The sequence below is a fragment of the Novosphingobium sp. genome, from assembly GCF_039595395.1.
Taxonomy (GTDB): Bacteria; Pseudomonadota; Alphaproteobacteria; order Sphingomonadales; family Sphingomonadaceae; genus Novosphingobium.
Window position 1 is genome coordinate 2327161 of sequence record NZ_JBCNLP010000001.1, and the last position, 14191, is coordinate 2341351.

General features: G+C 61.9%; 13 protein-coding genes. 5 read left to right on the plus strand and 8 right to left on the minus strand.

The features are described 5' to 3' along the window. Positions 1–16 precede the first annotated feature (16 nt). Positions 17–2149: an Atxe2 family lasso peptide isopeptidase gene (locus ABDW49_RS10760; RefSeq protein WP_343611826.1), complete on the plus strand. Its 2133-nt coding sequence runs from the start codon at positions 17–19 to the stop codon at positions 2147–2149. Here ABDW49_RS10760 and ABDW49_RS10765 read toward each other — a convergent pair. From ABDW49_RS10765 to ABDW49_RS10795, 7 genes are all read right to left on the minus strand, one after another. After that, the gene (locus ABDW49_RS10765; RefSeq protein WP_343611828.1) at positions 2132–3895 is read right to left on the minus strand and encodes an asparagine synthase C-terminal domain-containing protein; all 1764 of its coding nucleotides are present in this window, start codon (positions 3893–3895) and stop codon (positions 2132–2134) included. The two genes, ABDW49_RS10760 and ABDW49_RS10765, sit on opposite strands and share 18 nt — an antisense overlap. After that, positions 3895–4563 (minus strand): lasso peptide biosynthesis B2 protein, encoded by a 669-nt coding sequence (locus tag ABDW49_RS10770; protein WP_343611829.1) that lies wholly within the window; start codon positions 4561–4563, stop codon positions 3895–3897. The genes ABDW49_RS10765 and ABDW49_RS10770 overlap by 1 nt, the downstream gene beginning before the upstream one ends. 56 nt (positions 4564–4619) lie before the next feature. After that, positions 4620–4739 carry a benenodin family lasso peptide gene (locus tag ABDW49_RS10775; RefSeq protein WP_343611830.1) on the minus strand — a complete coding sequence of 40 codons (120 nt, stop codon included), beginning with the start codon at positions 4737–4739 and terminating at the stop codon, positions 4620–4622. A 127-nt stretch (positions 4740–4866) separates the two neighbouring features. Continuing rightward, a complete protein-coding gene (locus tag ABDW49_RS10780; RefSeq protein WP_343611832.1) occupies positions 4867–5487 on the minus strand; it encodes a GntR family transcriptional regulator in 621 nt (206 codons plus the stop codon). Beyond that, positions 5484–6395 carry a phytanoyl-CoA dioxygenase family protein gene (locus ABDW49_RS10785; RefSeq protein ID WP_343611834.1) on the minus strand — a complete coding sequence of 304 codons (912 nt, stop codon included), beginning with the start codon at positions 6393–6395 and terminating at the stop codon, positions 5484–5486. The genes ABDW49_RS10780 and ABDW49_RS10785 overlap by 4 nt, the downstream gene beginning before the upstream one ends. Positions 6396–6408: 13 nt before the next feature. Beyond that, positions 6409–7023 (minus strand): acyl-homoserine-lactone synthase, encoded by a 615-nt coding sequence (locus tag ABDW49_RS10790; RefSeq protein ID WP_343611836.1) that lies wholly within the window; start codon positions 7021–7023, stop codon positions 6409–6411. A 98-nt stretch (positions 7024–7121) separates the two neighbouring features. Then, the gene (locus ABDW49_RS10795; RefSeq protein ID WP_343611838.1) at positions 7122–7847 is read right to left on the minus strand and encodes an autoinducer binding domain-containing protein; all 726 of its coding nucleotides are present in this window, start codon (positions 7845–7847) and stop codon (positions 7122–7124) included. Positions 7848–8338: 491 nt separating this feature from the next. Here ABDW49_RS10795 and ABDW49_RS10800 point away from each other — a divergent pair, with 491 nt between their 5' ends. Further along, positions 8339–8896, plus strand: coding sequence for a DUF2285 domain-containing protein (locus tag ABDW49_RS10800; RefSeq protein WP_343611840.1), 558 nt, complete (start codon positions 8339–8341; stop codon positions 8894–8896). A 348-nt stretch (positions 8897–9244) separates the two neighbouring features. On the opposite strand, the gene ABDW49_RS10805 is transcribed toward ABDW49_RS10800, so the two are convergent. Next, entirely contained in the window at positions 9245–11101 is a 1857-nt protein-coding gene (locus tag ABDW49_RS10805) for an AAA family ATPase (RefSeq protein WP_343611842.1), read from the minus strand. An 891-nt stretch (positions 11102–11992) separates the two neighbouring features. On the opposite strand from ABDW49_RS10805, the gene ABDW49_RS10810 reads away from it, so the two are divergent. The 3 genes from ABDW49_RS10810 (at position 11993) to ABDW49_RS10820 (ending at position 14025) form a co-directional block, all read left to right on the plus strand. Beyond that, positions 11993–12475 carry a DUF736 family protein gene (locus ABDW49_RS10810; RefSeq protein ID WP_343611844.1) on the plus strand — a complete coding sequence of 161 codons (483 nt, stop codon included), beginning with the start codon at positions 11993–11995 and terminating at the stop codon, positions 12473–12475. Positions 12476–12622: 147 nt separating this feature from the next. Then, positions 12623–13642, plus strand: coding sequence for a zincin-like metallopeptidase domain-containing protein (locus ABDW49_RS10815; RefSeq protein ID WP_343611845.1), 1020 nt, complete (start codon positions 12623–12625; stop codon positions 13640–13642). Further along, positions 13639–14025: a DUF2958 domain-containing protein gene (locus ABDW49_RS10820; RefSeq protein ID WP_343614241.1), complete on the plus strand. Its 387-nt coding sequence runs from the start codon at positions 13639–13641 to the stop codon at positions 14023–14025. The genes ABDW49_RS10815 and ABDW49_RS10820 overlap by 4 nt, the downstream gene beginning before the upstream one ends. The last annotated feature ends 166 nt before the right edge of the window (positions 14026–14191 follow it).

Below are 14191 nucleotides of genomic sequence, written 5' to 3' on the forward strand. Positions count from 1 at the left end.
TTCGGCTTTTTACCGCATGCGCCTGGCCGCGAGTGTGGGCTTGTCCATCGCCTGCCTTGGCGCCGCGCCCCAGGCCAAGGCCTCCTGCGATGATCTGGTTTCCGGATCCCGAGACAAGCCGTTTGCCTCGCGGCTTGTCACCGCGAATGACATCTTGCGGCTTAGGGACATCGGTGTTCCCGACGCGGCTTATTGGTCCTATTCGATGCCGCTTGCGCTTTCGCCCGATCGGCGCAGGCTTGCCCTGGTGCTCAATCAGGCGGACCCGGAGAGCAATGGCTATTGCCGCGCTCTGGTGGTGGTCAATCTCGACGGCCCGCCTGCGCCTCATGCGCTTGATCAGGGCGGCGATCTCCTCACGGGGACCGGCGTCGTGCCTGGCGCCCCCGGTGGTGTCATCCAGCACAGCGGTACACCGGTGGCGCCTCCGCCCGTCTGGTCACCTGATGGCCAGTGGGTTGCCTATCTGCGCCGCGATCACGGCGTGACCCAGCTCTGGCGCGCGCGCGCCGACGGCAAGCCGGGCGTGGGGGCTCGAGGGCACCCCGTCACCCAGTCACCTGTCGATGTGGAGCGCTTTGCCTGGAGTCCGGACAGCCGTTTTCTGATCTATCGCTCGACGCCTGCCTTGGTCGAGGCTGAGAAGGCAATCGACCGGGAAGGGAGGAGCGGCTGGCTCAATGATGCGCGGATCATGACCACCCAATCGGTCCGCCCCTTGGCACCGGCGTCGCTTCCCCAGGTGGTCTCGACTGCCGATCTGGAGGGGGGAACCATCGCCGCTGCAACACAGGCTCAGCGTGATCTGTTGCTCCCTCCGGAGGACAGCCTGCCGTCAGCCCGATCGCCCTCTGGCCTTCACGCATGGACCGAGCACGTCTCGGCAAACCCGAACAGCCCCTTGCGGCTTCTGGTCGAGGGGGCTGATGGGAAGCGGATGGCCTGCACCGGTCAGGATTGCACAGGCAGCTTCCACAAGCTCTGGTGGTCCGGCGACGGGCGCTCGCTGATCATTCTGCGTCGCGAGGGCTGGAACCTGTCACAGATGTCTCTGATCCGCTGGGTGCCAGGGACATCGCAGTTTCATCGCATCCTGCTCACCGATGATGTGTTGCGGGGGTGCCTGTCGCGCGGAGAGGCATTGGTCTGCGCCTCGGAGAATTCAGTGACACCGCGCCATATTGTCGAGATTGACCTCAAGAGCGGCAAGCAGCGGACGGTCTATGATCCCAATCCTGAATTCAAGTCACTCCGCCTTGGCACGGTGACGCGTCTGACCTGGGCCAATGACATCGGTCTGCCGGCCTGGGGCGATCTCGTGCTGCCGCCCGACTACAAGCCGGGCACGAAACTGCCGCTGGTCATCACCCAATATCATAGCCTCGGGTTCCTGCGTGGCGGCACGGGGGACGAGTACCCCGTCTATGCCTTTGCAGCCCGCGGCTTTGCGGTGCTGAGCCTCGACCGTCCGGCTCCCTACGGCAGTGACAACCCCGATCTTCATGACCAAACCGCCATCATCGCAGCTGGCGTCAAGGACTGGAATGAGCGGCGCAGTCTCCTGTCGTCGCTCGTCACCGGAGTCAAAGCCGTGCTGGCACGCGGTGTTGTCGATCCGGCACGGATCGGCATCACGGGCCTGAGCGATGGCGCATCGGGAACGCGCTTTGCCCTGGTCAACACCCGCCTCTTTGCTGCGGCGGCCATCAGCACATGCTGCACCGACACCAATGCCATGATGAATGCCGGCGGCATTGCCTTTGCCGATGCCGAGCACGCTGTCGGCTACCCGAGGACGATTGCCCATGATGAGGCGTTCTGGGCCCCATGGTCCATGTCGCTTTCGGCAACGCGTATGGACAGACCAATGCTGATGCAACTCGCGGATCGGGAAACGCAATTGGCGCTGGAAACCTTCACGGCGCTCCGCGAGGCAGGGCAGCCCGTCGAGATGTATATCTATCCCGACGAGTACCACAACAAATGGCAACCGGTTCACCGGCAGGCGGTCTATGAGCGTAATCTCGACTGGTTCTCCTTCTGGCTTCAGGGCCAGGTCGATCCGGACCCGGCGAAGGCGGCGCAATTTGCGCGCTGGGAGGCGATGAAGGCCAGGCGCGATCAGGCGGATTCATCCGGCGGGAGCTGACCAGCTCGAAGCCCACGCCTCGACATCGAGAAAGCCGAGCACGCGACCCACATCGTCTTCACTCGCCAGTTGCGGCGCGTCAAGGATGGCCAAAGCGCCCGGCAGGTCGATCAAGCCCTGCCGGGCAAGTTGCCCGTCGATCAGCATGCTGCGGATCGCGTCACGGTGCGTCTCCATGATTTCGAAGCTGAAGCTGGTCGGCACGCCCTTGGAGCGGCGCGAGAGGATTTCGGCGGGTAGCAGGCCGTCAAATGCCCGGCGCGCGGCTATGCGATTATGGCCCGCATCGAACCACAGCCAACTGGGAATGGTGAGGCAGGCCTCGACCAGTGGCTGGCTCAGGAGAGGGGCGACGACTTGCAGCTCGCTTTGAGGATCGAGGCATTCGACATAGCTTTTGAAAAACGCCAGGCCCCAAACATGAAAAGCCTTTCCCGGAAGGACGTTTCCGTGAGGGATTAGCCATGGGTGGGCCGGGCCGGCTGTGGCGATCTGACGTGCCGCATCGGTCAGCAGATCGAAGCGAGGACGGTGGCGGAAGGCTGGTCTGCCAAACCAGGCGCGGGCGAGCGCATCGCGCAGCACGGCCCAAATGCTGGCCGATGCCGACTGGCTGATATCGCTGAGCGTGTGAAGGAAGCCCCGGCCAATGCCTTCTGCCAGCAGGCGATCCGCAGCCGGGGCACCTGACTGCATGGTGCAGAACAGCGTGTCGCCGCCGCCGCCATTGAAGAGAGCTTGAGCGCCTTGCTGCGCGGCGGTCTTTTCGGCCAGACGCATCGATTCCGTGAAGAAGGCCTGGACGCAGGGAAAGGGCCGCCCTCGCGCGCCCGAGCGCCGCACATCGACCTGCGTGACATCGCGAAATTGTGTGGTGAGCGGGAAATCAAGTGCCGTGCTGACCTGGTCGGCATAGCGGCGTTCATCGCCTGACACATCGCCGGTCACCAGCGTCATCGCGGAAAAGCTTGCCTCGCCCGCTGCGAGGCTTGCGGCAACGATCGAGGAGTCGAGCCCACCCGACAGCGTCACCATAACATGCTCGAACTGGGACGCCCGGGCCCCGATGCAGCCGAGAGCGGTCTGTCTTACCAGATCTGACGCTTCCCTCGGGCACCTGACCTGACGGTCCCGGGTCGTGAAGTGCCACGGTGACCAGAGGTCTTCTCGTTGCTCCCGCTCCCCAGCCAGGGTCAACCGCTCCCCGCCCGGACATTGCTGGACCCCTTCGAGGCACGTAGCCTTATGGTAGAAGGTGCCATGGATCAGGTGGTCGATGACTGCATTCCAGGCAATCGATGGCCTGTAGCCGGCAAAGCGCACCAGCAGATCGATATCGGAGGCAAAGAACTGTGCGCCCTCGGATGCGAAGCGATAGCAAGGCAGCTCGCCCCAGGGCGCTCGCATGACGATGACGCTGCCATCGGGAGATGGGAGGCATGCGACATAGGGGCCCCAATAGGCTTCGACCAGGTGCCTTCCACGGCTGGCAATGATCGCCATCTGCTCTTCATGGTTCAGCGCCTTGACCGCATTCTGCTCGCCGCGCCGAAAAAGAGTGCCCAGGATGATGCCATGGTCGCCGCAGTGAAGGCCCTGAACGTCCTGCGCGGCAATGGCCAGACCCTCGCTTTCGCTGACAAGCGTTGGTCCAGAGCTGATGGAAACCTGTCCTTTGAAGATGGCCAGGCGGGCGGCGTCATCACTTCCCTTCGGCACGATGCGGATGATAAAGCGCCTGCCCATCAGACGGCCATGATCGGGGTGTAGCAGCGCACCGTGTCGATGCGGTCATTGACGAGCCATTTTCCCGATTGCACCCAGGCGTGGGCGCCAAAGGGTCGCAGCCGGACCCCGATGACCAGGTCACCGGGAAGGCCGCGGGCCGCAAGATAGCGCGCCAGGGCAATCGAGCGCGACAGGCATTTGTCGTGCGAGCGCAGGACGCGCGATGTTTTCTCGAACGCCATGGCGGTCTCCTGGATCGCATCGAGGTCCACCGCGCCCGATCGTGGCCAGGGTATCCGGCCCAGGTCAATCGATTTGAGGATCGCATGGAGGCCGCGCCAACGCAGGCTGAGGCGCGCGCCCATGATGGCCGAAAGCGCGCCCGTGATGCGCGAAGCCGACGTTTGTGCGTTCTGCGCATCAAGCAGGCTGAGCGAGGCATGGTGATGGATGCGGAAGGCATGGGGTACACCATGGCCGTGTGTTTCGATCAGCGTGCCAGACCGCAGCATGCCGATGAGACCGCCGCGCTGCATGTCATCGATGACCCCGCCGTACAACATGCCGCGAAAGCTATGCTCCGCTGCCGGCTGCAGGCAAAAATAGCGATCCGCCATGACATCGAGAAACAGCAGGCGATCGCTGACCTCGCAGAAGGAGATTCCCTTGCGCAATTCGAACCCCATGACGCTCTCTCCTCCAAAAAATGGCGCGCAGGTCGTGCGATCTGCGCGCCACTTGATCAGTCGTCGGAAAGGCCGGCGGTGGGCGACTTGCCATTTTCATCGCTGATGACGCCGAGGGGCCCCAGGGTCTCGACGCTGGCGGTGCCCAGGTCGATCAGATCGTCATGCTTTTCCATGATACATTCCTTTCTGAAAGTGCTGCGGAAGTGCAGCCCAAGAAATGTACGTTGATGTTGAAGGAATTTGAAATTTATACGGAAAATATAGTTAAATTATAAATTATGAGATGTTTCTTTAATGTTTTCATGATGCATTGTAGGATGCATTGACGATATTTGTGCAAAGTCTTTGTCGAATCCTGTGGTAATTCGATATGAGCCGAACGACCATCGATCGATCCCCTGTCAGTATTGCGTCGGTCAAAGTCTGCAATTCCTCATCGAGTCGCTCGATGACCCTTTCCTCGGTAAGCCGCACATGACGAAGTTGTGCGTTGAGCCGGCCGATGGCGCGGGCATGCTCCCGGTTGCTCGACTGGCGTCCGATATGAAGGAACAGCGCCGCACAGCGATCTGCGATGTCTCCGATGCCATCGATGCCATCGGTTGGCGCAGGTGCCGGCCTGTCCCGGCGGCGGCGGGGCCAATGGCGGATCGCCAGACAAAGCACCTGCTCGGACCATTCATAGCTGCTTCGCAGTCCCGCAGCATCGAGATATGGTAGATTGAAGCCGCCGCCAGCCCGGCTTTCGACCAGCCCCTCGCCTGTCAGGAGATGAAGCGCTTCGCGCAGCGGCGTGGCACTGGCGCCAAGGCGTTGGGAGAGCATGGCGGGGTCGAGGCGTGTGCCAGGCTCGAACTCTCGGCTGGCAAGCAGGTGGCGCAAGGCGATAAGCACCCGCTCGGTGGTGGAGCCCGCGCTCATGGCCGATCCTCCCGGACCAATCGTCCTGGATGTGTGCAGGCCTGGCTCTGCACATAAGCCTCGACCATCGCCTGCTGATCGGGGCGCAGGGTATCCTGCGCGCCAAGCGCGCTGGTGTCGGTGTTGGTGAGGAGTACGGACGGGCACTGCCCCTCAAAATTTCCCAGATTGGGACGATGCTGGCGATAGCCCACCAGCGCGGCCAAGTCCGGCGGGAAGGTTTTCGCCACCTCGGGCGGATAGGCGAGCCACTGGTTTTCGTAGGGTTTGAGCCAACCGAGCGAATAGCCGATCACCAGGCCCCGTCGGACCAGAAGCGTGGTGTTTGCGCCAGCGCCGTGCAGCGCCGATCCCAGGAAGAGCAGGGCCGAGCCTGGTTCCATCTCGATGGCGATGGGCGATGTGTCGGGCTGAGGGGCCAGGGCCTTTCCTCCATGGGTGTCCGGCCAGATCCGTGTCGCGCCATTGTCGCGCGTAAATCGGGTGAGAGGCCACATGACATTGACCAGATATTCGACCTCGCCGATCGGTCCCCGCCACATATCCTGATCGCGGTGCGGAACCTGAGCGGGGGCTTGCGGGTGGACCTCGATGGCCTGGGTGGTGTTGAGCTGGATGCGCTCGCACCATGGCGACAGAATGGCTTCCACGATGGCGAGGATAAGCTGATGTTGTACCAGCGCCTGCGCGTGCTGCGAGCGGATCAGCAGCCTTCCGAAGCGCTTTGTGGTCTCGCCATAAAAGCCGCCCGTGCCAAAGGGCGTCACGGCGAATGTGGGTTCGAGATCATCCTCCAGCGCGGCGATCAGCGACGATGGCAGGGCATCCTTGATGACGCAGTAGCCGTTGCGTCGCAGATCCTCGATATGGCCGGCGATGATCGCATAGGGAATGTTGATCGTATCCATGCTTCGCGCTCCTTCAGGCCATGATGAAACCGTTGTTGGGCAAGGACACCGCGAAGATCCCGGCATCCTTGAGCAATTCAGGGGTTTCGAGCGTGATCTCGATGCGCAGTGCCACCGTCGGCTTGCCATCGACACCGCGCGGCATGCCCAGAGCCCGACAATCCCAGCCAAAGGTCATGATCTGGCTGAACCATGGCAGGCTGGCGATTGCGGTGTAGGCACTGATGCCGTTTTGCAGCGCGTAGGTGACCAGCGCGGTCACCAGCGCGTCACGCACCTGGCGGCGCTGCGCGGCGCACAGACGGCGGTCGAGGCAGAAGCGGGTGATCTCGACGATGTCGGGGTCGCGCGGCGGGGCCTCGTCGCACAGATCGGCATAGAAGCTGTCGAGGATATGGGGGCGTGTCGTCGGCAGCAGCCGGGCGGAGCCCAGATGGTTGCCATCGGGTTCGGCCAGGATGATGTAATTGGCGTGCGAATTGTCGAATTGATCGACCTCATACTGTCCGGCCAGCACCGGAACATCCCATTTGAGAAGATCGACAAAGACCGCTTTGCGCGCGGCGAACATCGTGCGCATGGCCTCGTCCGAGACCGAATGTTCCTTTGGCTTTTCATCGAGCAGCATGGTTCAGGCTCCCTTGGTGTGAGGGAGCCGAACAATATGCACGATGCGGGATCATACTACCCCGGGAAAGTGGGGTAGCGCGAAGAAATATTTCCTGCCTAAATGAGGTAGCCGTCCCTTCCAGCAAGGTAGACCAGCAATGACCTCTTGTTCACACCATATCGAAAGTAGATATCCCTGACATGGCTGGCGGCGGTTTCCTCCGTGATCTTCAGCGTCTCGGCGATCTTCTTGTCGCTCAAGCCTTGTGCGATCAGCTGCGTGATGATGATTTGTTGGCGCGTCAGGACAGGTCGCATCCGCAAATCCCTTTGCTTCCGACCCGGCCAGAGGCGGCGTGCCGCTGTGAAGCCCGCAATGCCGGCGAGTTGCGCCAGAGCCTGAATAGCCGGGAGGACGGGTTCGCCTGTGATGTTGACGAAGGTGCATGTGCCCGGTTCACCGGGGAGATGGGCAGGGACGGTAAAGCCCTCCGCGATGCCATGCTCACGGCCCGCTGTGATGACCTCCCGTTCGAGTTGGGTCAGGGGAGCAAGGCGTCCCATCTCGGACCAGGCAAAGCCGTCATCCGTCAAATGGCTGCGTCGCAGCACCGGATCGATATAGACCAGGCTCTTCCTGTCGTAGTGCTCGGCCCAGCGCGACGGGTAATTGTGCAGCCGGATGGCGCTTTTGGTCAGCGTTATGTCGAGGTGATTGGCAATGGCGAAGTGTTGAAACCCAAGGCGCATGGTTATCGCGGCCATGGCCTCGAGCAGTTCCTGAACAGTCGTCGTCATCTCCGCGATCCGCTTGAATGGGATCGCAAGGTTATCGATGCGCATGGCACATCTTCCCGGCCGCGAGCGGTGCCTCCAATAACCGTTCTCCCGCGGTCGGCCTTTCCTCTCTCTGGGGTCACCCGATGGGATCTCACTCCACCGAATAGACATCGATGTCATAAAAGCGACATAACATTAACCAAGGCGGTGCAAAATAAGGAGACTCCGGTGGTTCGCCGCGAAAATTGCGGTGTGCAATCCATTGTTTCCAAGTGTAATACACAATAGCTGTGCGCAAGCCGCCTAACCGGACCATGATGGCGTGAGCCTGCGTGGGAACCGGCGTCGCGTGGACGACTGGCGTGATCCCCATGCCTACGAAAAGCTGCGTGGCATCGATCGGGCCGGCCTGATGTGGGAATGGCTGCGGCGCGATGCCGACTATATCGACTGGTACGCCCAGGCGAGCACCGCAACCCGCGAAACGGGCACGCCGGCCTGGTGGGGGCTGCACTTTCGCCGAAGACCCATGCCTCCCCGCCCCTCTGGCGAGGGTGGTCTGGAGTGCTGCCTTCGATCCGCACACGCTGTCCGTCACGGCGGTCCCGGCCTGCAAGCCGGACCCTGACACGCTGCTGCTCAGGGATATCGAGCCATGGCTCACCATCGCCACCGATGGCCACGGCCGTGAGCATGTGCTGCTGTCGGACGGCTGGCAGCATATCAGGCTCGATGTCGAGGAGGGGCGGATCTCGGGGCATGAAGCCGTGCATCTGGAATATCGCCTGGCGGGGCTGGCTTCGGCCGATAGCATGGTTTCCACGCTCCAGCGGTTTCTTGGGCTTTGTCGGCAGCGCCGCTTTGTACCTGCGCTGTTCCCCCGCGACCCCAGGATCGCGCGAGGACTCGAGGTGCTGCGGATCAGCGATGCGCTCGAGCACGGAGCAAGCCAGCGCGACATCGCCATGGCGCTCGTGGGCGAGGAGCGGCTCGAGCGCGATTGGGCAGGGGCTTCGGATTCGCTCCGCTCGCGGGTTAAGCGGCTGATCCGGCATGCCAGGGACATGGCGGGAGGAGGGTATCGGGAGTTGCTGCGCAAGGCCGAGCAATAGACCTTGGCGCCCGTCCGGTGCTGCCAGCCGCGGTAAACATGTTGCAGGAAACAAAAAAAGGCCGGTCCTGAGACCGGCCCATTCAGAAGTTTGGGAGAGGATGCCTGTAAGGCGCAGCCCCTTTCGCACCGAGGCATGGTCGCCACAAGTGCATTTACCGCAATGGCTCGTGCGGGCGTGCAGATTGATGGGCCCGGCCGAGGACGAGCTGAAGTTTGCCCGGCTTTGTCATTTGCGTCCTCGCCTTGTGAGCCCCGCAATGGTCGCGACCCTCACTTGCAGGCCTCGATAAGATCTCCGCCGTTTATCTGTTTGACGACGATGGAGGCGGGCACCTGGCGCAAAGGGTCAGGCAGGGTTCTCCTCAACACCCAGACCGTTCGCGGCTTTGATAAAAGCAGCCAGCTCTTTCACCCTGGCCTCGAGGTCGAGGACCGAAAGATCGGCAGCATTTTTGCAGACCAGACGGGCGACCCTGACCTTGTCGACGTCGGTTCGTGGTTCGTTCGGTTTCTTCTTCTTTTTCTTGGCCCCCGAAGCTTCGGTATTGGTCTCGGCGGTCTGGGCCTCCTCGCCTGGCGCTGCTTCGGGCTCGCTGCTTGCCGCGTCCTCATTCTGGGCGTCATCTGCTCCGGCAGGCGTGCTGTAATAATAAAGTGCATGGTCATAGATCCCGCCGGCGGCTGGGCGGTCGTATTGTCCGACCGTCTGGCTGACCGCCTCCTGAAGCTTGTCATGGGGGATATAGTTTTCAATCTCGCGCCCGCCCGTGAGCCAGGCAAATCCGGTCGAGCCGATCTCCTTGATTACCCTTTGCTTGGTCGCATTGATATCGTTCCCGGCTGCTTTGCGGTCGCTGTCGATGACGATCGCAAGGTTCCGGTTGAGGTCGCGAAGCTTGATGAACTCAGTGATTTCGTCGTTCGCTGTGAGATGGCTGAGCAGGCGGCCGCCATAGAACATGATCGAATAGTGCAGCGATTCTTCGAGCTCAAGCGCGACCTGCGCCAGCCAGTGATTGATATAGATACGATCGGAGGGGCCCTCGACCCAGATCACCGCATTGGACTGGAGAATGTCGGACGCACGATAGCCCAGGTCGCCGCAGATTTCGTGGCGCTGCTGACGTGAGGCTGCGCGCCGGATCCGGGTGACATTGTCCTGTTGCCAGACCCTGAAGATCGTGGCGTCCTTCTGGTCTATGAAGGCGGCGGAATGGGTGGCGATCAGATACTGATTTTTGGTGTTGCAGGCGAGATAGTCCATCAGGCGGCGCTGGAGCAGCGGATGGAGGTGGAGTTCGGGTTCCTCGAGGCAGATGATGCTCTCGTCATGGATCGTGCAATAGGCTGCCAGCATGATCACCTGCTGGATGCCGGTGCCGAGACTCTCGAGGGGCAGGATGCGCCCGTCCATATGGACCAGAATGTGATTGCGTTCATGGGGCACCTCGATCCGTGCGTCGGGTCGATGAGTGACCTCGCGCACGAAGGCGTTGATCTTGTCGAAGTTGGCTCTGTCCTTCTCGTAGCTGTCCAATGCCGGAGCCTGTAGCTTGGCGAGATCCTCGATCAGACCGGATCCTGAGATTTCACCGGGCTTGCTCTCGAGCAGGATGCGCCGAAAGGCAGGAATGAGATGGATTGGGGGCAGGGAAAAGTCGATCGCACGCATGATTTTGCCGGCAATCTCCTGGAGCCAGGTTTGCCTGCTGCCACCCCAAGTGCCGGTCAACGCCGTCCAGGCCCTTTCCAATTCCTGATCGGTGATGTTCCCGAAAGCTTTCACTAGGTCGACCGGGCCGCACCATTCGAGATTGTCGCGAAATGGTGCCCTTCCTTCCATAAGGAAGTTGCCCTCTGTCGCCATACGGTCGATGGCTTCGGCCAATATCCCATAGGAAGATGGATCCTTCGGCAATTGCTGCTCGATGTCCATTTTTACCGGTTCGACCGGGAGGGCAACCCGAATGGCGAACTGTCCGGAATTGGGGCCCCGATGTCGATCGAGGGCAGTCTCCTTGCGCTTGCGCACGTCCTTATGCGGCAGTGGGAAATAACGATCGACCAGATCGAGGATGGTCGATTTGCCGGCATTGTTGGGGCCGATGAAGAAGTTGAACTGCGTGAGCCCCAGAACCTCCTGCCACTCATCATCGATGCCGCGAAAGTTTTTTACGGCCAGGCCATGCAAATAGACGGACACGTTATTCCCCTGTGATCTTGCTCTGCCGGAGCAGGCTGGTCCATCTCTAATAGGCTGCGGGATTGCCTGTCATCACGGCCCAGCGCTTTTTACCCGGAATGCTACAATAGCAGGCACTTATGTCGCGCGTGGCAGGATCGGCCAAAGCACATCCAGGAGCCCTCGCGCCCATTTGGGCGCGATCGCGCTCTATGCCCCTGCCACCACATGCGGTGGCAGGGGCACCTGGCCGCCGGGGCGTCCCGGCCCTCCGGGTGACGATCGCTGGGCCGGGTTGGGCTGCTGGCGTCGTCGCGGGGCGTAGAGGGTGGTGCGGGCCGAGATGTTGCAGCCGCTTCGCTGATGGAATCGCGCGGATGAGCCGCGCGATGGGGATCGCCCGCCAGCCGACCCATGCGGCCCCTGCGCCGTCTCCCAGCATCCCTGGCGTGCCATACGGATGTTCGGTGGCAACGAGTTGCGTCGGGGGGAAGCTCAGCTAGGCGAAAGAGGGCCGGCGGCGTTGTCTGCTCCAAAGAGCAGCGCCGGCCCCCTTTCACCAAGCAGAGCTAACATCCCCCCTCCCGTGCCTGTTGCCACCAAGACAGTCCGCACGGCCCTGGGGATCCTGCGAGGACGGCTCCGGGAACGATGGATCGGAAGGCTCGGCCTGCGTTCGATCCCTGGCAGCAAGGGAATGGGCCGCGCGGGGCGCGGCCCATGCGTTATGAGTTTGCCGGGCCGCTGGTCGCGGCCCCGGAAAGATGCTCGGACTCACCAGGTCCGATGGGTTTTCTGTCAAGAAAACAATGAAATACTCTTAAATCTCGAAGTCCTGTATAAGTGTTCTTGTCAGAGGCGGAGTGAAAAGCCTCTGGCAGCAAGGATGAACCACAGGATGGAGTAAAGATCATGAATATCGGTGAAATGATCCGCAGTGAAAATGGTGGCGTCAACGGCTATATTGCCGAGGCCGGTTTCGATTTCGACGGCATCTTTCTTGAAAAGGTTGCTTCGGACAATCCGCGTGCCCCTCTCTTCAACCTCATGACCAAGAGCCCGCGTGGCCGTGATGTCCGCCTGGGATCGATCTGGGAGCGCGCAGCCAAGGAAACGGGAGAAACCTACTTCGGCGGCTACATCGACACCGCGCAGTCGGGTTTCGTTCCCATTCGCATGTTTCGTTCGCGCCAGCAGGATAACGTCTGGAACATCGTGCGGCCCACGGCCCAGCGTCGGCGGGAAGGGGAGGCGGCAGACCTTCCTGCGGAAGACTTTCGCCGGGATGCAGTCGAGCGGGATGCCATCGAGCCCGACCATGATCGTGACGACTTCGGCCCGCGCAGGGCCTCCCGGTCGGCAAAGTCGAAGGCCGAAGCGCCCGAGCTGGCCTGATGGCTTTGGCCTGAGCCCGCAATCTGATCCCATACCCCGATCGCATAATCTGATCCGGTAATCTGATGTCACTGGCGGGGAGCCACGCGGTTCCCCCGCCTTTCCCGAAGTACCCCTTCCCCTCACAACCGAAAAGGAGCCTTCGCCATGGTGAAGGAAGCTGCACGCCATCGGCGTGGGGACGCATCGTCGCGTCCGCAGGAATCGCGCACCGCCCTCTATGATGAGGTCACCGCAAAGATCATCGCCCAGCTTGAAGCAGGGCGCTTCCCATGGGTTCAGCCATGGGCGGCCCCGGATGCATCGTCGGGCGGACTGGCACCAGGCATGCCCCGCAATGCCTTGACCCGCCGGGCCTATTCCGGGGTCAATGTGCTGTTGCTCTGGGGTGCTGTCATCGAGCATCGTTACCCCTCCCAAGGCTGGCTCACCTTCAAACAGGCGCTCGAAGCTGGGGGCAATGTGAAGAAAGGCGAGAAAGGCGTGACCGTGGTCTATGCCGACCGCTTCACCCCGGAAACGGAAAAGCAGCGGGCCGAGCAGAGTGGCGGCGAGGCGCGCAGCATCGCTTTCCTCAAGCGTTTCACCGTGTTCAACGTTGCCCAATGCGAAGGGCTTCGCGAAGGCCTTGCAACCGATCCCGAACCCCTGCCCATGGGGCGGATTGCCCCGGTGGGCGACGAGGTGATCGCGGCATCCGGCGTCGAATTCCACATCGGCGGCAACCGCGCCTACTATGTGCCTTCCGCCGATTACGTGCAGGTGCCCCCGCCGCTGGCCTTTTTCGACAGCATCAACTGGTATCGCACGGCGCTGCACGAACTCACCCATGCGACGGGTCATCCCAGCCGCTTGGGGCGTCAGATCAGGAACGCCTTTGGCAGTAAGGATTACGCCCGGGAGGAACTCGTCGCGGAAATGGGCTCTGCCTTCCTGTGCGCGGCGCTGGGCATCGTGCCGAGCGTTCGCCATGCCGATTACCTCGGTTCATGGCTGGAGGTGCTGCGCGAGGATAACCGCGCCATCTTCCGCGCCGCCAGTCAGGCCAGCAAAGCTGCCGATTGGCTGCTGACCCGCCATGAGGAAGCCAAGGCTTCCAGGCTGGAGGGGGCAGGAACGGGGGCAGGCGCGCATCTGGCGCAAGAGGAATGGAGGGCCGCAGCATGATCCTCCTTCCTGACACCATGCGCGTGGCCTTGCTGGTCAATGGGGCGCGGCACATTGCGGCACAGCGCGACGGCCTGCCCGATCCCGATCCGGTGCCGCTGCTCAAACTCTTCAATCCCTGTGGCAGCGCGACATGGTTGGCCACCGAGCTGGACGAGGACGGCGACACGCTTTTCGGGCTGTCCGATATGGGCTTTGGTTGCCCCGAACTCGGTTCGTTCAGCCTGTCCGAAATCGCTGAAATTCCGTTGCCTTTTGAACTGACTATCGAACGCGACCTGTATTTCGTGACCCGCGCCCCGATGTCGCGCTGGGCGCAGACAGCGCGCAATCTCGGCTCCATCTCGCAGGCTGAAATCGCCCTGCGCCTGACCGGTTTCTGATCGGATTTTGCCGCCCAGCCTCACGGCCTTTTGTGACGGCCATTCCCTTGCCGCTTGCCTGATTGGAAGCAGGCGCGCGGCCTGACGCGGGCGGCGTTTTCCGCTCAATCCTAAGCCGGTCCGCCATTCCTGGAGGGTCAGGGCGGACCGGCACCTTATGAAAGGT